This window comes from Pseudomonas sp. Y3 TE3536 (genome assembly GCF_053629175.1).
Window position 1 is genome coordinate 1522499 of record NZ_JBRJHU010000001.1, and the last position, 20447, is coordinate 1542945.

Below are 20447 nucleotides of genomic sequence, written 5' to 3' on the forward strand. Positions count from 1 at the left end.
GCTCCTACACAGGCATCTGGCTGCAAAATAAAAAAACCCGCCTGCCGGTGAGGGCAGGCGGGTTTTTGTGCACGCGGTGGATCAGTAAGAGAGGCCGAAGTGCTCTTCGTCCATCGCCATCAGGTTCCCAGCACCCGACAGCATGGTCGCCACATGGGTACGGGTGCGCGGCAGGATGCGCTGGAAGTAGAAGCGCGCGGTCTGCAGCTTGGCGGTGTAGAACGCCACTTCTTCAGTACCGGCAGCCAGCTTCTCGGCAGCCAGGCGAGCGATGTCGGCCCAGAAGTAAGCCAGGCAGGCGTAACCGGAATACATCAGGTAATCGACCGAAGCGGCACCCACTTCTTCGCGATCCTTCATGGCCGCCATACCCACTTTCATGGTCAGCTCGCCCCATTCCTTGTTGATGGCCGCCAACGGTTCAACGAACTCTTTGACCGCCTCGTTGCCTTCCTGCGCCTGGCAGAACTTGTGCACGATCTTGGTAAAGCCCTTCAGCGCTTCGCCTTGGGTCATCAGCACTTTACGGCCGAGCAGGTCCAGCGCCTGGATACCGGTGGTGCCTTCGTACAGCATGGAGATACGGCTGTCACGCACGTTCTGCTCCATGCCCCACTCGGCGATGAAGCCATGGCCACCGTAGATCTGCACGCCGTGGTTGGCAGCCTCGAAACCGACTTCGGTCATGAAGGCCTTGGCGATCGGGGTCATGAAGGCCAGCAGGGCGTCGGCTTTTTTGCGCTCTTCCTCGTCCTGGCTGTACTTGACGATATCCACCTGCTTGGCGGTGAAGTAGACCATGGCGCGGTTGCCTTCGGCGAAGGCCTTCATGGTCAGCAGCATGCGGCGCACGTCCGGGTGGACGATGATCGGGTCAGCCGCCTTTTCAGGGGCTTTAGGGCCGGTCAGCGAACGCATCTGCAGGCGCTCACGGGCGTATTTCAGGCCACCTTGGAACGCCACTTCGGCGTGGGCCAGGCCCTGCAGCGCGGTGCCTAGGCGAGCAGTGTTCATGAAGGTGAACATGCAGTTCAGGCCTTTGTTGGCCGGGCCGATCAGGTAGCCGGTAGCGCCGTCGAAGTTCATCACGCAGGTGGCGTTACCGTGGATGCCCATTTTGTGCTCGATCGAGCCACAGGTCACCGCGTTGCGCTCACCGACAGCGCCTTCGGCGTTGGGCAGGAACTTGGGCACGATGAACAGCGAGATGCCTTTGGTGCCGGCCGGTGCATCGGGCAGGCGGGCCAGGACGATATGGACGATGTTATCGGCCATGTCGTGCTCACCGGCGGAGATGAAGATCTTGGTGCCGGACACTTTGTACGACCCGTCGGCCTGTGGCTCGGCCTTGGTGCGCAGCATGCCCAGGTCGGTACCGCAGTGCGGCTCGGTCAGGCACATGGTGCCAGTCCACTCGCCGCTGACCAGCTTGGTCAGGTAGGTGTGCTGTTGCTCTTCGGTGCCGTGCTCGGAAATGGTGTTCATCGCGCCATGGGACAGGCCTGGGTACATGCCCCACGACCAGTTCGACTCACCGACCATCTCGCTCAGGGCCAGGCCCAGCGACTCTGGCAGGCCTTGGCCGCCGTGGGCCACGTCGTGGGCCAGGCTCGGCCAGCCACCTTCGACGAATTGCTCGTAGGCCGCTTTGAAACCGGTCGGCGTCTTCACGCCCGACTCGCTCCAGGTGCAGCCTTCCTGATCGCCAACGCGGTTCAGCGGGGCCAGTACCTGCTCACAGAACTTCGCGCCTTCTTCGAGGATCGCGTCGACCATGTCGGGCGTGGCGTCCTGGCAACCCGGCAGGCTCTGATAATGCGCTTCGTAGCCGAGCAGTTCATCGCGAACGAAACGGATATCACGCAAGGGGGCTTTGTAGTCAGGCATTGCGATGAACCTCTGTGATGAGTTCGGGGGTGATCGGAACTGCCGGCAAGGCCTGGCGGCCGTCGATCAAACAGTTGTTTGAAACTTACGTTTAGCGCGAGCGGATGTCAAGAAGGGACGAGAGTGCCATTTTCGCCACGAAAAATGGCGTTTACGCCACCCCACGCCTTAAATCAACACAACCCCTTGTAGGAGCAGCCTTGTGCTGCGAAGAGGCCAGCAATAAAAATGAACATTCCCAGGGTGTTTAGCGGCCTCTTCGCAGCACAAGGCTGCTCCTACAGAGGGCGCGCAGGGGCGCAATGAGGCGCAAGGGAAGCCCGCGCCCACAAAGGAAGAGTCGCTAAGTTGAGTGCCGCGAGGGATCAGGCGTAGGTGTCGATGATCCGGCCGAGCATTTCGTCGGATGCCTTGACGACTTTCGCGCCAAGCTCCACTTCATGTTTGCCCAGTGCCAGTTGCACGGTACTGGTGGCCAAATCCATCTGCTGGCTGCGATCAACAGCGCGCAGACGCTCAGCCTGGAAGTCGCTCGACTGGCTGGTGGCGGTGCGTTCGGCGGTATTGTTGGCGATCTGGCTGGCGGCTTGATCGACGCGGTTCTGGCCGCTTTGGATTGCGCTGAGGCCCGCGTAATAGGCGGAGCTGCCGGTGATTTCCATGTCAGGACTCCATTGACGCTGGATGACGAACAGGCCTCATTAAAGCAGTAGATGGCAGAAAAGGCCCGTTTAAATCGTTAATGGCCCAGTGCCAGTCGATAGGCAGCGGCCGTTAATCCAGCAAATCCAGCTGCAAATGCTCAGCCACCATATCGGCACTCGCCAGCTTCAACTTCGGTACCCGCCCCAGGCAAGGCGCCGGCAAGCGCTCGGCGAGGCTGGCCAGGTTTTCTTCCAGGCGCGATGTGCGCGGTTCGATGATATTCGCCACCCAGCCCGCCAGTTGCAGCCCATCGCGGGCAATCGCTTCGGCGCTGAGCAAGGCATGGCTGATACAGCCCAGGCGCACCCCAACCACCAGGATCACTGGCAGTTGCAGGGCAATGGCCAGGTCAGACAGGTTGGCCTGGCCCGACAGCGGCACACGCCAGCCACCGGCGCCTTCGATCAACGTGAAGTCGGCGTTTTGCTGCAGCACGTTACGCATCGCCGCCAACAGCTCGGGCACACCCAGCGTGACGCCGGCCTCGCGTGCGGCGACATGGGGTGCGATCGCAGGCTCGAAGGCGAATGGGTTGACCTGTTCGTACGGCAATTTGATCGTGCTTTCATCGATCAGCGCCTGTGCGTCGCTGTTGCGCAGCCCCTTTGCGGTTACCGTGCAACCCGACGCCACCGGCTTGGCGCCCAATGTGCTCATGCCCTGCAACCGCGCTGCATGCAGCAGGCCGGCAGCAATCGTGGTCTTGCCGACATCGGTATCGGTACCGGCAATGAAATAGGCCTGGCTCATCTGACTCCCCTTACGCCTGTGGCTTGCGCAACACACCATAGACCACTTGGTAAGTGGCGGGCAGCCCCTGAGGCTGGCGAAATGCCTCGTACGCCTGCAACAAGCCCTGCATGCGAGCACGGCCGGTGAGGCCCGAAGGCCGGCCCGGGTTGATATTGTGTGCACCAAGCGCCTTCAGCTCGTGGGTCAGGCTGCGTACATCGGGGTAGTGCAGCACGTGCGCGCGCTGCTGCAGCGCTACCTGCTCGAAGCCACTGCCCGCGCACAGGCGCTGATAATCGTCAAAGCGGCGGAAGCGGTTGACATGCACCAGGCCATCCACAGCCTGCCAGCTGGCACGCAGCTCATCGAGCGTGCCGACGCACAGGCTGCTGAATGCCAGCACCCCGCCTGGGCGTAACACCCGGCGCGCCTCGCCCAGCACACTGGCGAACTGCCCGCACCACTGCACCGCCAGGCTGGAGAACACCAGATCGACGCTGGCATCGCGCAGCGGCAAGCGCTCGGCATCGCCGGCCACGTGGTACTGCGCGCCGCGCTGTTCGTTGCGGGCATGGCGCAGCATGCCTTCGGCGATATCAACCGCCACGCCACTGGCCTGCGCGAAGCGCTCGGCCAGCACCCGGCTGAAGTGGCCGGTGCCGCTGCCCAGGTCCAGCCAGCGCGACGGTGCCAAGCCCTCTGGCAACTGGCCCAGCAGGTTCAGGCCGACGTCGCGCTGCAACGCCGCGACGCTGTCGTAGCTGGCCGCCGCGCGCGAAAACGAGGCCGCCACCTGGCGCTTGTCCGGCAGCGCGCCGGGCAGGGTCGGACGGGAAAGGTCAGTCATCGCCACTCTCATGCAAAAAACTCTTGATACCCGCCGCCAGCTCCTGTGGATACTCCAGCAAGAACGCGTGGGAACTCTCTTCCACCAGGCCCACTTCCACGTCTGGCAACAGCTCGCTCAGGGCCTTGGCAGCTTCCGCCGGCACCAGTGCGTCGCTGCCGGCAAACAAGTGCAGTTGCGGACCGCCATAGGCCTGCAGTGCCTCGCGGGTATCCAGCTGGGCCAGTACTTCCAGCCCGGTGGCGAGGTACAGCGGGTCGGTATCCGGCACACCGACGCCCAGCTGGCGCAGCAGGGTACGAGGCTGTTGGGCGCCGTCGCTGCACAAGCTGCGGAAACGCTTGAGGGTTACGGAGGTATGGCTGCGGCACCCATCAAGGAAGGTCCCGAAGGTGTCATCGGCCATGCCGTGGGGCCAATCGGCACGGGCCACGAAGCTTGGATTGCTGGCCAAAGTCAGCAGTCCGCAACAGTGGTCGCCGCGCTTGCGCGCAAGTTCGCTGGCGAGCATGCCGCCCAGCGACCAACCGCCCAGCCAGGTATTACTGGGCAACTTGCGGTCAAGGTGGTCGACCCACGCCTGTACGTCGGCGTCGGCCAGCTCCGGCAGGGGCATCAGTTCGACCTGCAGGCGGGCATCCTGGGCGCGCAGGCTGGCCGCCAACGGCTCCAGCGCAGCAGTACCCAGGCCCCATCCGGGGAGAAGGATCAGTCGGTTACGCATCGGCGGCCTCCAGCTGTGGATAACACTCGGCCAATGCATTCAACAATAGCTGCACCTGCGCTTCACTGTGCGCGGCGCTCAGCGTCACCCGCAGGCGGGCGCTGCCAGCGGGCACGGTGGGCGGGCGAATTGCCGTCACCAGCAAGCCACGTTCGCGCAACATCTGCGACAGGCGCAGCGCTTGTGCGCTGTCGCCAATCAGGATCGGCTGGATCGGCGTCGGGCTGTCCATCAGCTGCAGGCCGATCCGTTCGGCACCCAGGCGGAACTGGCGAATCAACGCAGCCAGGTGCTCACGGCGCCAGGTTTCGCGGCGCAGCAGCTCCAGGCTCTTGAGTGTCGCGCAGGCCAGCGCCGGGGGTTGGCTAGTGGTGTAGATATAGGGCCGGGCAAACTGCACCAGCGCTTCGATCAACGCTTCGCTGCCGGCGACAAAGGCACCCGCCGTACCGCAGGCCTTGCCCAGCGTGCCGATCAGCACAGGCACATCATCGAGGCCCAGGCCGAAGTGCTCGACGATACCGCCACCTTGCGCACCCAACGTGCCCAGGCCATGGGCATCATCGACCATCAGCCAGGCGCCGCGGGCGCGGGCAACCTTGGCCAACGCCGGCAAATCGGCAAGGTCGCCATCCATGCTGAACACCCCGTCGGTCACCACCAGGGTATTGCCGACGGCCTTGTCCAAGCGGCTTGCCAGGCTGGCCGGGTCGTTGTGCAGATAGCGGTTGAAACGGGCGCCGCTCAGCAGCCCGCCGTCGAGCAAGGACGCGTGGTTAAGGCGGTCCTGCAACACCGTGTCGCCCTGCCCCACCAGCGCGGTGATTGCACCCAGGTTGGCCATGTAGCCGGTGGAGAACAACAGCGCGCGCGGGCGCCCAGTGAGTTCTGCCAGGGCCTCCTCGACCTGGTGGTGCGGCGTGCTGTGGCCAACCACCAGGTGCGACGCCCCGCCACCGACACCCCACCGCTCGGCGCCCGCCTGCCACGCAGCAATCACCTCGGGGTGGTTGGCAAGGCCCAGGTAATCATTGCTGCAAAACGCCAACAGCGGCTGGCCATCGACCACCACCTCAGGCCCTTGCGGGCTCTCCAGCAGGGGCCGTTGCCGATACAGGTCTGCGGCGCGCCGTTCGGCCAGGCGCGCCGCCAGGTCAAAGGCCATCTCAGGCCGATGCTGCGTTGTAGAACATCTCGCTGCTGCGCTGTTCGACCAGCGCCTGCTCGATGGCCGCCTGGTGCACTTCATCGGCATGCTCTTCGCGGGCCTCAGGCTTGATGCCGAGGCGGGCGAACAGCTGCATGTCTTTATCAGCCTGCGGGTTGGCGGTGGTCAGCAGTTTTTCGCCATAGAAGATCGAGTTGGCGCCAGCCATGAAGGCCAGGGCCTGCATCTGTTCGTTCATCTGCTCGCGGCCGGCCGACAGGCGCACATGCGACTTGGGCATCAGCAGGCGGGCCACCGCCAGCATGCGGATGAAATCGAACGGGTCGACATCTTCTTCCTCGGCCAGCGGCGTGCCGGCGACCTTGACCAGCATGTTGATCGGCACCGACTCTGGGTGCTCCGGCAGGTTGGCCAACTGGATCAGCAGGCCGGCGCGGTCGTCCAGCGACTCGCCCATGCCGAGGATGCCACCAGAGCAGATCTTCATCCCGGCATCGCGCACATAGGCCAGGGTCTGCAGGCGCTCGCTGTAGGTGCGGGTGGTGATGATGCTGCCGTAGAACTCCGGCGAGGTGTCGAGGTTGTGGTTGTAGTAGTCGAGGCCGGCCTGGGCCAGGGCCTGGGTCTGGTCCTGGTCGAGCTTGCCGAGGGTCATGCAGGTTTCCAGGCCCATGGCCTTCACCCCTTTGACCATCTCCAGCACGTAGGGCATGTCCTTGGCCGACGGGTGCTTCCACGCCGCGCCCATGCAGAAGCGGGTCGAGCCGATGGCTTTGGCGCGGGCGGCTTCTTCCAGCACCTTCTGCACTTCCATCAGCTTTTGTTTTTCCAGCCCGGTGTTGTAGTGGCCGGACTGCGGACAATATTTGCAATCTTCTGGGCAGGCGCCGGTCTTGATCGACAGCAGGGTCGAAACCTGAACACGGTTCGGGTCGAAGTGCGCGCGGTGCACGGTCTGCGCCTGGAACAGCAGGTCATTGAACGGTTGCTGAAACAGCGCCTTGACCTCGGCCAAGGTCCAGTCGTGACGTGTTGTTGCAGTTGTGCTGGCGCTCATCGGCGTTTCCTTGTTTAGGCTGTAACTGGCGCCGGGACAGGAAAGCCCGCCAGCGCATCACGGATAGCTCGCATAGTCATGGAAGGCCTATGAACTGTCAACCTTGGATAAAAGCACTGGTTTACAAGTGTACGAATATTAACCACAACTGTTTGCTGTGCGATGAAACTGCCGAACAGCCCTACCCTTTATGCGTCGCATGCGAGCAGGAGCTGCCGTGGTTAAGTGAATACTGCCTGCGCTGTGCGCTGCCGCTACCAATGGCCGAGCTCACCTGCGCCCAGTGCAGCCGCCGCGCACCGGCCTTCGATCAGGTCGTCGCGCTTTGGCATTACGGCTTCCCCGCGGATACGCTGATCAGCCGTTTCAAGCACAACCGTCAATGGCCGCTGGGGCGTTTAATGGCCGAAATGTTGAGCCATGGCCTGCAGCATCGCTACGCGGAAGGCTTGGCCAGGCCTGACCTGCTGTTACCCGTACCACTGGCCAGGCGTCGACAGCGCGAGCGCGGCTTCAACCAGGCCGGCATGTTGGCGCGCTGGCTGTCGATGAGCCTGGCAATCAACTTCAATGAGCGTTTGCTGCAGCGCACACGCGACACACCCGCGCAGCAAAGCCTGGATGCCAAGGCGCGTCGGCGCAATCTGCAGCGGGCCTTTGCCCTGACTGAAGAGGGCGCATTCAAGGGCCTGCATGTGGCCGTGGTTGATGACGTGCTGACCACCGGGGCCACCGCACAGGCCATTGCTACACTGCTGCGAGAAGCCGGTGCGCGACGGGTCGATGTGTATTGCCTGGCACGCACGGCAAAACCGGGGCAAGCTTGACGGGTCAGTCTCAGTTAGGCGCCATCATGTCCCTGCCCGCTCTCCTCACCCAGCACATCGCCCGCCGCCCGCAACGCATTGCCTTGCTCCAGCACATCGCCGAGCAAGGCTCGATCACCCGCGCCGCCAAGGCTGCCGGCATCAGCTACAAAGCCGCCTGGGACGCCATCGATGAGCTCAACAACCTGGCCAGCCAGCCGCTGGTCGAGCGCAGCACCGGCGGGCGTGGCGGCGGTGGCGCACGCCTGTCGGCCGAAGGCGAGCGGGTGCTGCGACTTTATCAACGCCTGCAGGCGCTGCAGGCACAGATCCTGGAAGCTGCCGAAGACTCCAGCGACCTCGACCTGCTCGGGCGTTTGATGTTGCGCACCAGTGCCCGCAACCAGCTGCAAGGCCAGGTCAGCGCATTGCGCAGGGAGGGGCGCCATGACCGCGTCAGCCTGGCACTGGGCGGCGGGCTGGAGATAGAAGCCTTGATCACTCGTGGCAGTACCGAGCGTTTGGAGCTGAGCTTGGGCCGCATGGTAGTGGCGTTGCTCAAGGCCGGATGGGTTCAACTGCTGGGGGCTGATGATCAGCCGGAGCCAGGCAGTAACTGCCTGACGGCTTGTATCGAGGAAGTTCTGGCTGAGGAAGGGGGCAGCAGTGAATTGCGCATGGCACTGGGCAATGGCCAGACGCTGTGTGCACTCGCCGAAACAGCGTGGCTGGCCCAGCAGGGCCTGAAGGCGGGTGACGAGGCCAGGGTGCAGTTTCACCCGTCCTTCGTCCTGCTGGGGGTGCCGGTCTAGGTCAGGTTACGTTGGTGAAGATGCCAGTCACCGGCGACACGTTGCCGGCATAAGGAACCGAGGTCCCGGCGGCCAGCGCGATCGTTGACCAGATGCGTTGCATGTCGACAAACCTGAGTTTTGCATCCGAGTACAATTCCCGATCCCACTGGCTCTTGATACTGAAATAGCGGCCATTTCCGCTGCCATTGCGCAGAAGGCCACTGGCGCCACCCATGAGTACCATGGGCATGTTCATCATATGCTCTGGCGCGCCGTCGGCCATCTCACTGGTGAAAACCACCAAGGTATGATCGAGCAAGCGGTCCCCAGGTACATCAGGGTCGCTGTAACGGGCCAGTTCATCCATGAACAATCTCGCCTGCCGCGTGTACCACTGCCTGGAGCCTCTCCAAACTTCCTCGCCAGCATAACGGTGAGCGCAGTCATGGGGGTTGGTGCTGGCGCTGACATCAAGAATGTTCAGCGACTCGGCAGAACGCCCAACCTGCACCGTCGCAACACGGGTCACACCGCACCCCAAGGCAGCGGCCACCACCTTGTGATGGCCGGCCTGAACTTCATTGCGGAACTGCGCCGAACTGATCGGGTGATCTTCCAGCGACAAGGGTTCACAAACTGAGGGTATCGCCCCTTCCAGATCCTTGGCGACCTGCTCTAACGCATCCAGATGAGTCACCAGCTTTTCTCGCTGGGCGCCTGCCACGCGCCCTCTGAGTTCTGCGATATCGGCGCGGATCGGGTCGAAAACATGGGCATTGCGAGTTTGACGATCGCGCACCTCGCGGGAAGTTGCGCCAAATACCGACTCGTAAAGACGCACGGGGTTCTGCTGAGGCGCCCTGATCTTGTCCCCCTCCCAAGACACATACCAAGGATTGTCGTCGATGCCCGCATGCGGGCCAGCAAACAGGCTGCGATGGATTGGCTGAGTGCCAGGCATCGCATCTCCCAGAATCTTGTCTATGGAACTACTTTTCCCCTCTCTATCACGCAATACGTAGTTCCAGCCTGCATGACCGCCTTGACCAGAGGCTACGATGATCCCCTGCAAGTACAGTGACTGGTCTCGATAGTCTGCCAACTCCTGGCTGACTGCGTTGAGTTCGAAGTCTGCGGTGTCATCACTTCTGGAACGCGGAAACCACAGCCCATCGCTATAAACGCCTGCGTACGAATCGACCGCGAGGCCGTCCGGAATGATGAAAAACACTACCTTCAAATGAGGTTGTTCCTTGGTCCCATGCAACAGGTACTGCGCAAGCCCACAGCCACTGAGCGGCGCATAAGCTCCCGCCGCCGCCAGTTGCATGAGGAAACGCCGACGGCTCTTCAGGATGTCCATGTCAATTCTCCTCTTGGCGCTTGAGGAACACAGGTGAGGTAGCCAGCTCGCGAATCATCTGGATCAACGAACCGTTGGTCTTGAGCGATTCGGCGGCAGACTTCAACGTGCCGACCGACCCTGCAGAAACCTTGTTGCCGAACATGAAACGGAAATAGCTGTCGGCCATGCAGGTTTGCGCCGTCAGGTTAGTGGGCAGCAGCTGAGCGATATCGCGCACGTTGTGGACGCTTGCCCAGTTCTCCAGGCCCGTGTTGCTGATGAACGGCCCTGAGGCGTCAATCTTCAACTGCTCCGGGAATTGCGCATGGTTGTAAGCCGGCTCGGTTTCGCGGTAGCGCCCGGAAGCATCGTAGTTTTCCATGCTGGAACCGGTGTCGTTCATGTACTTGTGGCACTGCCAGCAACGGCCCTCCGAGGCTTGCTCACCGTTGACCAGGTCCCAACGTTCGCGGGTTGTGATCGCCCTTGGCGGATACTGCGGCTCTTGCGGGTCGGCATCGACCGGCGCACCGAACTCTCGGCACAGCAACTGCTCGCGGATCATGATGCCGCGCTTGACCAGTGAGGTAGCCTGGTAGTCAGAGGTGGCCGCCTGGGTAGCACCCAGGTGCAACAGCCCACCCCGTCGCTCATCGACCGTGACCTTACGCATATCGCCTCCGGTCACCCCGGCAATGCCGTACTGTTCTGCCAACCTTTGATTGAGGTAGGTATACCCAGGGTTGAACAGTGCATTGAATGCCCCGCCGCTCTTGAGCACCTCACCCACCAGACGTGCCTGCTCCTGCCGCATGCTCTGGATGACCTCAGGCTCCAGCCCAGGCTTTTCCTGGATGTCGCGGCTGGTCTTGATGTAGTAGCTGATGAAGCGGTTGAACTGTGCAATGCCCTGCTCACTCATCAGCATCTGCTGAGCCAGCGCACCCATCTGCTCGGGCGTCTCGAGCTGACCTTGTTCGGCCATGCGCATGAGTTCTTCACTCGGCGTAGTACCCAGCATTGCGTACGAAAGCGCTGTCGCTCGTTCGTTGGCGGTCAACTGATAGGTACCGGATGTCCGGCCATCTGTTACGCCCAATTCGGAGCGGTACAGGAAGTGAGGTGACAACAGCAATGCTGCGACCAGCGAGGCATCATCATGGTCAGCCTTCACGGCCTCATACCGGCTCAACTCAGCCGGGCTCAGTGGCCGTCGGAAGACGCGATGGCCGAGGCTTTCGACGCTCTGTTGAGCCAGCCATTGCGGGTCGACCTTGCCTGCCACATTCCACGCCACGTCATACAGCGTCTTCAGGTCTTCGGCGTTGATCATCCCCAGATCTGCCTCCCCGACGTACTTGAATTCTTTATCAAACTTGTCGGCCGGCAACGTATCGGCCTGCACTTGCACGGCAAACAGGTCGTGCACGCTGTTCACATACTCGTCACGGGTCAGCAAGCGCAGTTGCCGCTTGCCGAATGCTTGCCCCGGGTCCAGATAGCCGGCCCACAGTTCGTCATAGAAGTAGTCGGCAATCTGCCCCGAGCAAGACGCATCGCAATGCCCACTCACGCTCATGCCAAGAATCTGCTGTACCAGGGCTTCCTTGCCCGCCAGGCTCCAGTTGATGGCCTTGTTGGCATCCTGGAAGTACTGCACGGTGTGGCACTTCGCACACGCGGTCGCCACGACCTGTTTGCCGAGTTCGGCGACGTGCTGGTAGCGCATCTCAACCTTTACTGCATCCCGGCTTTCTTCATCGATGTTCACGACCTGTTGGGTCGGCTCTGGCAGTTCGTCCTGGTAGTACGGGAAGTTGAATTTGTGCTCGCCGACTGGCAGCAGCACGTCCTGGGTGCTGCCCCATGGCACCTTGATGACCTGCGCCTCGCCGTCGCTGATCAGGGTGACTTCCCACTGCGCCGGCGCCTCGCCACTGAATGCAGGCTTGGCCGGTGCAACCACGGTGGCCTTGACGGGTTGGAACGGTGGCCGTTCGATGTAGGCGAGTTGCACGACCTGCGCGTCCGGCGAGTCGCTCAGCGTCACCTGTTGCTGGCGCTGGTTGGGTATCAGCTCACCGACGTTGTCCAGCGTGACCGTATACGTGCCGGCAGCCAGGCCCTTGATGCTCAGTGGCGGCTCACCCCAGGCGACATCGAAACGCCGGCTGCGCCCATCGCTGCCCGTGAGCGTGCCACTGATCATCAGTGGCCGTACCTCGGGGCTCGGCGCCGCAGTGGGTTGCAGCTTGAGCAGGCTCTTGCCCACCACTTGCCCCATGTCGAAGGTGATGCGATAGATCACCCCGGCCAAGTCGTCAGACACCAGCAGCGAGTTGTCGCTCAACGGCAACATGTCGGCTGGGCGGCCCAGGCACGAATCGTCCAGGCAATACACATTGAAGTGCTCTGTCGAGCCTCCCCAACCCGTTACCAGCGGGATCTGGTTGATAACCTCACGTCCGTCCTTGACCGTGAGCATGCGCAACTCCATGCCTGGGCTGGCTTTGGTCCCCGTCCCATGCACGGCCACCAGCAGGCGCTGGAGATCGGCGGCATCGTTGTAGAACCCTTCCCAGAACTCGATGCCCAGCGGCGCGGTGTTGCTGCCCAGTTCATAGGCGGGCGCCTCATAATCTTCAGGTTTGAGCAGGTGCAATGGCTTGTCCGAAACGATCGCCCCATCGGCCAATGGCGGCACGATGGAGCCTGGCTCCTGGTATTCCTCCTGGGTAAACCCAGGCACATCGCGGCCGTAGAAATACGGCACGCCGAAATGCTGCCCTTCCTGGCTGATCAAGTTGACTTCGTCGGAGTTCAGGTAGCCCTGCCGGTTGTTATCGGTGAACCAGATTTTGCCGTCCGGGTGCCAGGTAAAGCCGACCGCATTGCGCACGCCTTTGGCCAGCACCCGGGAGGTGCCGTTTTCGATGTCATAGCGCAGCACTGTGCCGTAACGCCCATCTGGCGGAATGATGCAGGTATTGCAGGGGATACCGACGGCCGTATAGAGGCCCTTGTCCGATGGATCAATCGGGTTGAAGTGCAAAGGATGCTTCTGGTGCCAGATGCGCTGACCAGGCCGCCCCAGCGGGAAATCGGCTTCGTCGGCGGGGAAGTTCATCACCACTTCAGGCTTAGCATCACGGTAGTGCTCATCGACATTGCGCACCCGATACAACTTGCCGGAGGTCGAGAAATACAGGTCGCCATCGCGGTACACCACGCCATGCGGCTCTTCCAGCCCTGAGGCCAGCAGATACACCCCTGTTGGCTTACCGGCCTCGTCCAGCGGGATGGCATAGATGAACCCTGCCGTGCGCGCTTCATAGGTGTAGACGGGGATGGCACTGGAGCCGACGTAAAGCACCCGGTTGCCCATCGCCATCTGCCGCGGTTGATACAGGCCGCTGGCAAACAGCTCCACCTTCACACCTGGCAGCGTCACTAGCCTGCTCAGGTCCAGTGGCTGGCGAAACTTGACCTCGAAGCTGATCTTCTCTGGCGTGTCAGGTTTGAATTCGACCTGGGTAGGCGTGGTCAGCGGCAGGTAACCCTGAGCCTCGTTCATGATCAGGTCGTACTTGCAGGCAGGAAGGTCAGGCAAAGTCAGCACTTCATCAGAACGCCCGGAGAACGGAATCGTCTCTTCTTTGCAGCGCAGCACGCCACTGACCTCAAGGTTGCGCCGCCCTGCCGGCCCGACCCCTTGCGTCGATGCCGTGAACGGTACCTTGCCCGTCACTGTGCTGAATGACAGTTCCAGTGTGTTGGTCTGGGGCTGACCATTACAAGCACCGAGGTCGTTCCACGCATCGCGCCAGAGCTCGCTACCGTTGAATGCTTCACCCGGGGAGTAAGGTGGCTGATTACACCACTGCCAGGCACCGACAGTGCCTTCTCTGTCGTTTTTGCATTGGAAGGCCCTGCCAACATTGGTCACCAAACTGTCCTGGCTGTAGGGGGTTTCTCCAGCAGCGGGCTTTTTATAGGCAGGCGCCTGGCACTGTTCAGGCGTTGCCTGTCGTGTTTTCGAGCGCTCCCCCGAAGGTACAAGGATCAAGTATCCCAACAGGCTTATCAGCAGTGCAGCAAGACCGAACGCAGCAAGACGGCGCATGAATCGTCTCCTTGTCGAAGCCACCCCGCGCACATGCGCAGGTGACAACCGCCCCGGTGCTCAGTGGCCAATATGACCAACCGAATCCGGGATCTCTGAACCGTTCGTGCGCGACTGCCAATATGCGAGAGCGATGAGCAGGACGGTAAACCAGCACCCTTTATGTGGGTACTGGCAGAAATGCTAGGTACTCGGTAAGTGGGCGGCGCTTGATTGCTTGCGCCTGCGAACCGATTGAGGGAGGCTGGACGCTCAGAGCGTCATTACAATGCGGGCGCTATGCCCCATTCCCCCTGCGGAGCTTTCATGTCCCACCCCTTCGACACCCTCACCCCCGACCTGGTCCTGGACGCCGTTGAAAGCATTGGCTTTCTCAGCGACGCCCGGATCCTGGCCCTGAACAGCTACGAGAACCGCGTCTATCAGGTGGGCATCGAAGACTCGCAGCCGCTGATCGCCAAGTTCTACCGCCCAGGCCGCTGGAGCGATGAGGCCATCCTCGAAGAGCACCGCTTCACCGCTGAGCTTGCCGATTGTGAAGTGCCGGTGGTCGCGCCTTTGCAACATGACGGCCGCACGCTGTTCGAGCACCAGGGTTTTCGCTTCACCCTGTTCCCCCGCCGCGGCGGCCATGCCCCGGAGCCCGGCAACCTCGACCAGCTGTATCGCCTCGGCCAGTTGCTCGGCCGCCTGCACGCCGTAGCCGCGACACGCCCGTTTGAACACCGCGAAGCATTAGCTGTGGATAACTTCGGCCACGCGTCACTGCAAACCCTGCTTGAGGGCAACTTCGTACCGCGGGAATTGCTACCTGCTTTCGAGTCCGTCGCCCGCGACCTGCTGAAGCGGGTCGAGGACATCTACGCGCGCACCCCGCACAAAGTGATGCGCCTGCACGGCGACCTGCACCCAGGCAACCTGATGCATCGCGACGAGGTCTATCACGTTGTCGACCTCGACGACTGCCGCATGGGCCCAGCGGTGCAAGACCTGTGGATGATGCTCGCCGGCAGCCGCGAGGAACGCCTCGGCCAACTGGCAGAGCTGATCGACGGCTACAACGAGTTCCACGACTTCGACCCTCGCGAGTTGCCCCTGATCGAGCCCTTGCGAGCCTTGCGCCAATTGCACCACAGCGCCTGGCTGGCCCGCCGCTGGGACGACCCGGCCTTCCCGCGCAGCTTCCCCTGGTTTGGCCAGCCGCGCTACTGGGGCGACCAGATTCTCGCACTGCGCGAGCAGATGGCGGCCCTCGATGAACAACCGCTGAAATTGTTCTAGATGTGTGCTGACCTCTGTCTACAATAGGCGTCGCTTTATTTAGCTACCTAAGCAAGGATTCTGCATGCACGCCGCAAACCCGCAACGCGGGTACATCCTGGGCCTCAGCGCCTACATCATTTGGGGCCTGTTCCCCCTTTACTTCAAGGCAATCCAGAGCGTCCCCGCCGTGGAGATCATCGTCCACCGGGTGCTCTGGTCAGCGTTGTTCGGTTCGCTGCTGCTCCTGGTATGGAAGCACCCAGGCTGGTGGCGCGAACTGCGCGACAACCCGCGCAGGCTGGCCATCCTCGCCCTGAGCGGCGCGCTGATCGCGGGCAACTGGCTGACGTATGTGTGGTCGGTGAACAACGGCCGCATGCTCGAAGCCAGCCTGGGCTATTACATCAACCCGCTGATCAACGTGTTGCTGGGCATGCTCATCCTCGGCGAGCGCCTGCGCCGCCTGCAATGGCTGGCGGTGGCCATGGCGGCCGTGGGGGTGGCCCAGCAGGTGTGGCAAGTGGGCAGCCTGCCCTGGGTGTCGCTGGTGCTGGCGCTGAGCTTCGGCTTCTATGGGTTGATCCGCAAACAGGCGCCGGTGGCAGCGCTGCCAGGCCTGGTGGTGGAAACCTGGATGTTGGTGCCGCTGGCCCTGGGCTGGATGTTGCTGCACCCCGCTGCCCTGAGCGCGCAGGGCGCGTTCTACACCAGCAGCGAAGCGTTGTGGTTGATGGCGGCCGGGCCAGTGACCCTGGTGCCGCTGGTGTGCTTCAACGCCGCCGCACGCCACCTGCCGTATACCACCTTGGGCTTCCTGCAGTACCTGGCGCCGACGCTGGTATTGCTGCAGGCAGTGTTGCTGTTTGACGAGCATTTGTCGTCGAGCACGCTGGTGGCGTTCATGTTCATCTGGGCGGGTTTGGCGATCTATAGCGTCGATGCCTGGTTGAATTTGCGCAAACGCGCCTGATCAAAAAATGATCAAAACTCTGCAAGGTACGCCAGCCGTGGCTTGCAGAGACATCTCCAGAGGTTATCCACACCCTCGTCCCCGTGCTTTGTGCACAAGCTGCTGATATTTGGGTGTTTTTTGATCAAAACCTTGCAAGGCGCATGTTACCTGGGCTGGAGAGGTACGCCCCCAGGTTATCCACAGGGCCGTACCTGTGAAATGGGGGATAACCCTGGGGTCCGCTTCGCGGCCCATTCGCAGCACAAGGCTGCTCCTACAGGTACCACGCAACCTCTGTAGGAGCAGCCTTGTGCTGCGAATGGGCCGCAAAGCGGACCCCGGCAATCCCAAATCAATCCTCCGCCCGCAACTCCAACTCCACCATCAAATCATCCGCCAAACTCTCCAACCGCTGCCGCAGCTCATCCAGCGACAACGTCAACGGCAGCGCCAACAACGCATTGGCATGAAACAGCGGCTCGCTGCTCATCGGTGCAGGCCGCACTTCGGTGGTAAAGCGCTCCAGGTTCACCCCAAGCTCGGCCAGCAGCCGGGTGATATCACGCACGATCCCCGGCCGGTCATTGCCCACCAGCTCCATGGCGATCGGCTTCCAGGTGCACGAGGGCTCGATGCCGCTCTCGGCAATCAACACGCGAATGTCATACCGCGCCAAGCCCTGCAACGACGCCACCAGCTCTGTGTAATTTTCTGCCGGCACCGCCACCCTCAAGATGCCGGCAAACTGCCCGGCCATGCGTGACATGCGGCTTTCCAGCCAGTTGCCGCTGTGGTCGGCGATGCATTGGGCAATGCGTTCGACCTGCCCGGCCTTGTCAGGGGCAATCACAGTGAGTACAAGATGATCCACAAGCCCTTCCTCTGCGTCGAACCGCGCTGGGCGGCGATAAACCGGGGGATCGATTGAGTATAGGCAAGGCGCGGCAACCTGCCGCAGGGCAATCGACATAACGAATCGTGTACTGTTTCAAGATTTATCTGGAACAATCCACCTGTTTTTTGCGAACATACCCACTCCCAGCGTGACCATACGCGACCAACGGGTCGCACAACGACGCTTTTAGTCTGATTTTGCCCCGCCTACTGCTTCATGTAGTATCCCGTGGCGCGGACTACAAAACGTCGTTTGGATGTCTGCCAAGGCGCCTGTGAAAATACGCACACTGCCCGCCAGCCCGTCTGGCAGGCCGCACCCAGCCGCCCTAGGGTTCATTCACCCAGGGCACGCACTGGTGCCGTGTTTAGAGAAGCGCTACAGGCTTAATACAGAAGAGCGAAATAGCTGAGCAGAGTGAGGCAAGCAATGACTGGATACGTTCAAGTCGGTGGCCTTCAGGTCGCCAAGGTCCTGTACGACTTCGTGAACAACGAAGCCATCCCAGGGACCGGCATCGTCGCCGAGCAGTTCTGGGCAGGTGCAGAGAAGATCATCAATGACCTCGCTCCAAAGAACAAAGCCCTGCTCGCCAAGCGCGACGAGCTGCAAGCCAAGATCGACGCCTGGCACCAGGCACGCAAAGGCCAGGCCCATGACGCCGTAGCCTACAAAAGCTTCCTCCAGGAAATCGGCTATCTGCTGCCACAAGCCGACGATTTCCAGGCCACCACACAAAACGTGGACGAAGAAATCGCCCGCATGGCCGGCCCGCAGCTGGTCGTGCCGGTGATGAACGCCCGTTTCGCCCTGAACGCCGCCAACGCCCGCTGGGGCTCGCTCTACGACGCCCTGTATGGCACCGATGCCATCAGCGATGAAGGCGGCGCCGAGAAAGGCCAGGGTTACAACAAAGCGCGTGGCGACAAGGTCATCGCCTTCGCCCGCGCCTTCCTCGACGAAGCCGCGCCACTGGCTGCGGGCTCGCATGTCGACTCCACCGCCTACAGCATCCAGGGCGGCAAGTTGGTGGTCGCCCTCAAGGGTGGCAGCAACAGCGGCCTGCGTGACGACGCACAACTGATCGGCTTCGTCGGTGACGCCGCCGCGCCGACCGCCGTGCTGCTCAAGCACAACGGCCTGCACTTCGAAATCCAGGTCGATGCCAGCACCCCGGTCGGCAGCACTGATGCCGCCGGCGTCAAAGACATCCTGATGGAATCGGCACTGACCACCATCATGGACTGCGAAGACTCGGTTGCGGCTGTAGACGCCGATGACAAGGTGATCGTCTACCGCAACTGGCTGGGCCTGATGAAAGGCGACCTGGCCGAAAGCGTCAACAAGGGTGGCAAGACCTTCACCCGCACCATGAACCCAGACCGCGAGTACGCCGCGCCTAACGGTGGCAGCGTCACCCTGCACGGTCGTTCGCTGTTGTTCGTGCGCAACGTGGGTCACCTGATGACCAACCCGGCGGTCCTCGATGCCCAAGGCAACGAAATCCCGGAAGGTATCCAGGACGGGCTGTTCACCAACCTGATCGCCCTGCACAACCTCAATGGCAATACCAGCCGCAAGAACACCCGCACCGGCAGCGTGTACATCGTCAAGCCGAAGATGCACGGGCCTGAAGAAGTGGCCTTTGCCGCCGAAATCTTCAGCCAGGTTGAAGACCTGCTGGGCATGCCGCGCAACACCGTCAAGGTCGGCATCATGGACGAGGAGCGCCGCACCACGGTCAACCTCAAGTCCTGCATCAAGGCAGCCGCCGAGCGCGTAGCGTTCATCAACACCGGCTTCCTCGACCGCACCGGTGACGAAATCCACACCTCTATGGAAGCCGGCGCTGTCGTGCGCAAAGGCGCCATGAAGAACGAGAAGTGGATCGGCGCTTACGAGAACAACAACGTCGACGTGGGCCTGGCCACCGGCCTGCAAGGCCGTGCGCAGATCGGCAAAGGCATGTGGGCCATGCCCGACCTGATGGCCGCCATGCTCGAGCAGAAGATCGCTCACCCGCTGGCCGGCGCCAACACCGCCTGGGTACCTTCGCCGACTGCCGCGACCCTGCATGCCCTGCACTACCACAAGGTCGATGTGCAGGCACGTCAGCGCGAGCTGGCTACGCGCACCCCGGCGTCGGTCGACGACATCCTGGCTATCCCGCTGGCTGCCGACACCAACTGGTCGGACGAAGAGATCCGCAACGAGCTGGACAACAACGCCCAAGGCATCCTCGGTTACGTGGTGCGCTGGATCGATCAGGGCGTGGGTTGCTCGAAAGTGCCGGACATCAACAACGTCGGCCTGATGGAAGACCGCGCCACCCTGCGCATCTCGGCCCAGTTGCTGGCCAACTGGCTGCGCCATGGCGTGGTCAGCGAGGCGCAGGTGCTGGAAAGCCTCAAGCGCATGGCGGTGGTGGTTGACCAGCAGAACGCCAGCGACGCCCTGTACCGCCCGATGGCGCCGAACTTCGACGATAACGTCGCGTTCCAGGCGGCTGTAGAGCTGGTGATCGAAGGTGGCAAGCAGCCGAACGGTTATACCGAGCCGGTGCTGCACCGCCGTCGTCGCGAGTTCAAGGCGCGTAACGGGCTGTAAATCGCAAGGGGCCGCTCCTACAGGGGGACGCATTCCCTTGTAGGAGCGGCCTTGCGTCGCGATTGGGCTGCAAAGCAGCCCCTCTCGGCATCACTCAATTTTCAACTCTTTCTTCACCAGCCCCAGCAGTTTCCCCAAATCCACCGGCTTCAACAGAAAATCCACCACCCCCAGGTGCATCACATCCACCGCCTCTTTCACATCGGTGTCGCCCGACACCACGATGATCGACAACGCCGCCCGCTCCGTCTCGCGCACCTGCCGGATCAGCTCCAGGCCATCCTTGGGTTCCATGCGCAGGTCGGTGATCATCAAGGCGATCCTTGGCTCGTAATACAGCTTGAACATGGCCTCCTGGGCACCGTCAGCCGTCATGCAGTCGATGCCTCTGCTTTTCAGGTACAGGCACAAGGCCTCGCTATTCACCGGATTATCATCCACCACCAGCACCACCGGTCGGGGCGCAACAGGCGCACTCACCACGGCCAGTGCCTCGCGTTCGGCGTCACTCAGGAGGTCGTCATGCTCAACCATGGTCATCT

Annotated in this window: 16 protein-coding genes; 5 read left to right on the forward strand and 11 right to left on the reverse strand. The window is 62.0% G+C overall.

Going from position 1 to position 20447, the window contains the following annotated elements; genetic code table 11:
* Positions 1-81 precede the first annotated feature (81 nt).
* From AB7M33_RS06995 to bioB, 7 genes are all read right to left on the reverse strand, one after another.
* On the reverse strand, positions 82-1887 hold the full coding sequence (locus AB7M33_RS06995) for a phenylacyl-CoA dehydrogenase (protein WP_099452704.1): 1806 nt from the start codon (positions 1885-1887) through the stop codon (positions 82-84).
* A 365-nt stretch (positions 1888-2252) separates the two neighbouring features.
* Complete coding sequence (locus tag AB7M33_RS07000; RefSeq protein ID WP_099428155.1) at positions 2253-2549, reverse strand: pyrroloquinoline quinone biosynthesis protein PqqE; 297 nt, start codon at positions 2547-2549, stop codon at positions 2253-2255.
* Between the two features lie 112 nt (positions 2550-2661).
* The gene (gene bioD / locus AB7M33_RS07005; protein ID WP_027594352.1) at positions 2662-3342 is read right to left on the reverse strand and encodes a dethiobiotin synthase; all 681 of its coding nucleotides are present in this window, start codon (positions 3340-3342) and stop codon (positions 2662-2664) included.
* A 10-nt stretch (positions 3343-3352) separates the two neighbouring features.
* A complete protein-coding gene (gene bioC, locus AB7M33_RS07010) occupies positions 3353-4171 on the reverse strand; it encodes a malonyl-ACP O-methyltransferase BioC (RefSeq protein ID WP_454242616.1) in 819 nt (272 codons plus the stop codon).
* Positions 4164-4895, reverse strand: a complete 732-nt coding sequence (locus AB7M33_RS07015) for an alpha/beta fold hydrolase (protein ID WP_265968333.1) — start codon at positions 4893-4895, stop codon at positions 4164-4166. Before AB7M33_RS07015 ends, bioC begins: the two co-directional genes overlap by 8 nt.
* Positions 4888-6060, reverse strand: a complete 1173-nt coding sequence (bioF, locus tag AB7M33_RS07020; protein ID WP_454242617.1) for an 8-amino-7-oxononanoate synthase — start codon at positions 6058-6060, stop codon at positions 4888-4890. The genes AB7M33_RS07015 and bioF overlap by 8 nt, the downstream gene beginning before the upstream one ends.
* Before the next feature lies 1 nt (position 6061).
* Positions 6062-7120: a biotin synthase BioB gene (gene bioB / locus AB7M33_RS07025; RefSeq protein WP_027594348.1), complete on the reverse strand. Its 1059-nt coding sequence runs from the start codon at positions 7118-7120 to the stop codon at positions 6062-6064.
* Positions 7121-7209: 89 nt separating this feature from the next.
* Here bioB and AB7M33_RS07030 point away from each other — a divergent pair, with 89 nt between their 5' ends.
* Positions 7210-7947, forward strand: coding sequence for a double zinc ribbon domain-containing protein (locus AB7M33_RS07030; protein ID WP_454244204.1), 738 nt, complete (start codon positions 7210-7212; stop codon positions 7945-7947).
* A gap of 26 nt (positions 7948-7973) precedes the next feature.
* Positions 7974-8738 carry a TOBE domain-containing protein gene (locus AB7M33_RS07035; RefSeq protein ID WP_265968330.1) on the forward strand — a complete coding sequence of 255 codons (765 nt, stop codon included), beginning with the start codon at positions 7974-7976 and terminating at the stop codon, positions 8736-8738.
* Between the two features lies 1 nt (position 8739).
* Here the strand turns inward: AB7M33_RS07035 and AB7M33_RS07040 are convergent, their stop codons facing one another.
* Together AB7M33_RS07040 and AB7M33_RS07045 are read right to left on the reverse strand one after the other, a co-directional pair.
* The gene (locus AB7M33_RS07040) at positions 8740-10083 is read right to left on the reverse strand and encodes a DUF1552 domain-containing protein (protein WP_454242618.1); all 1344 of its coding nucleotides are present in this window, start codon (positions 10081-10083) and stop codon (positions 8740-8742) included.
* 1 nt (position 10084) lies between these two features.
* Positions 10085-14011, reverse strand: a complete 3927-nt coding sequence (locus AB7M33_RS07045) for a DUF1588 domain-containing protein (protein ID WP_454242619.1) — start codon at positions 14009-14011, stop codon at positions 10085-10087.
* Between the two features lie 483 nt (positions 14012-14494).
* On the opposite strand from AB7M33_RS07045, the gene AB7M33_RS07050 reads away from it, so the two are divergent.
* Together AB7M33_RS07050 and rarD are read left to right on the forward strand one after the other, a co-directional pair.
* Positions 14495-15469: a serine/threonine protein kinase gene (locus AB7M33_RS07050; protein ID WP_027594344.1), complete on the forward strand. Its 975-nt coding sequence runs from the start codon at positions 14495-14497 to the stop codon at positions 15467-15469.
* Between the two features lie 64 nt (positions 15470-15533).
* Positions 15534-16421 (forward strand): EamA family transporter RarD, encoded by an 888-nt coding sequence (rarD, locus tag AB7M33_RS07055; protein ID WP_085274054.1) that lies wholly within the window; start codon positions 15534-15536, stop codon positions 16419-16421.
* A 334-nt stretch (positions 16422-16755) separates the two neighbouring features.
* On the opposite strand, the gene AB7M33_RS07060 is transcribed toward rarD, so the two are convergent.
* Positions 16756-17274: a glycine cleavage system protein R gene (locus tag AB7M33_RS07060; protein ID WP_027594342.1), complete on the reverse strand. Its 519-nt coding sequence runs from the start codon at positions 17272-17274 to the stop codon at positions 16756-16758.
* 453 nt (positions 17275-17727) lie between these two features.
* Here AB7M33_RS07060 and AB7M33_RS07065 point away from each other — a divergent pair, with 453 nt between their 5' ends.
* On the forward strand, positions 17728-19905 hold the full coding sequence (locus tag AB7M33_RS07065; RefSeq protein ID WP_027594341.1) for a malate synthase G: 2178 nt from the start codon (positions 17728-17730) through the stop codon (positions 19903-19905).
* A 90-nt stretch (positions 19906-19995) separates the two neighbouring features.
* Here the strand turns inward: AB7M33_RS07065 and AB7M33_RS07070 are convergent, their stop codons facing one another.
* Positions 19996-20439: a response regulator gene (locus AB7M33_RS07070; protein WP_099430854.1), complete on the reverse strand. Its 444-nt coding sequence runs from the start codon at positions 20437-20439 to the stop codon at positions 19996-19998.
* Positions 20440-20447 lie beyond the last annotated feature (8 nt).

Coding starts and splice junctions, on each gene's coding strand:
- AB7M33_RS06995 (WP_099452704.1), bottom strand. CDS start 1,887: ATGCCTGACTACAAAGCCCCCTTGCGTGATATCCGTTTCGTTCGCGAT.
- AB7M33_RS07000 (WP_099428155.1), bottom strand. CDS start 2,549: ATGGAAATCACCGGCAGCTCCGCCTATTACGCGGGCCTCAGCGCAATC.
- bioD (WP_027594352.1), bottom strand. CDS start 3,342: ATGAGCCAGGCCTATTTCATTGCCGGTACCGATACCGATGTCGGCAAG.
- bioC (WP_454242616.1), bottom strand. CDS start 4,171: ATGACTGACCTTTCCCGTCCGACCCTGCCCGGCGCGCTGCCGGACAAG.
- AB7M33_RS07015 (WP_265968333.1), bottom strand. CDS start 4,895: ATGCGTAACCGACTGATCCTTCTCCCCGGATGGGGCCTGGGTACTGCT.
- bioF (WP_454242617.1), bottom strand. CDS start 6,060: ATGGCCTTTGACCTGGCGGCGCGCCTGGCCGAACGGCGCGCCGCAGAC.
- bioB (WP_027594348.1), bottom strand. CDS start 7,120: ATGAGCGCCAGCACAACTGCAACAACACGTCACGACTGGACCTTGGCC.
- AB7M33_RS07030 (WP_454244204.1), top strand. CDS start 7,210: ATGAACTGTCAACCTTGGATAAAAGCACTGGTTTACAAGTGTACGAAT.
- AB7M33_RS07035 (WP_265968330.1), top strand. CDS start 7,974: ATGTCCCTGCCCGCTCTCCTCACCCAGCACATCGCCCGCCGCCCGCAA.
- AB7M33_RS07040 (WP_454242618.1), bottom strand. CDS start 10,083: ATGGACATCCTGAAGAGCCGTCGGCGTTTCCTCATGCAACTGGCGGCG.
- AB7M33_RS07050 (WP_027594344.1), top strand. CDS start 14,495: ATGTCCCACCCCTTCGACACCCTCACCCCCGACCTGGTCCTGGACGCC.
- rarD (WP_085274054.1), top strand. CDS start 15,534: ATGCACGCCGCAAACCCGCAACGCGGGTACATCCTGGGCCTCAGCGCC.
- AB7M33_RS07065 (WP_027594341.1), top strand. CDS start 17,728: ATGACTGGATACGTTCAAGTCGGTGGCCTTCAGGTCGCCAAGGTCCTG.
- AB7M33_RS07070 (WP_099430854.1), bottom strand. CDS start 20,439: ATGGTTGAGCATGACGACCTCCTGAGTGACGCCGAACGCGAGGCACTG.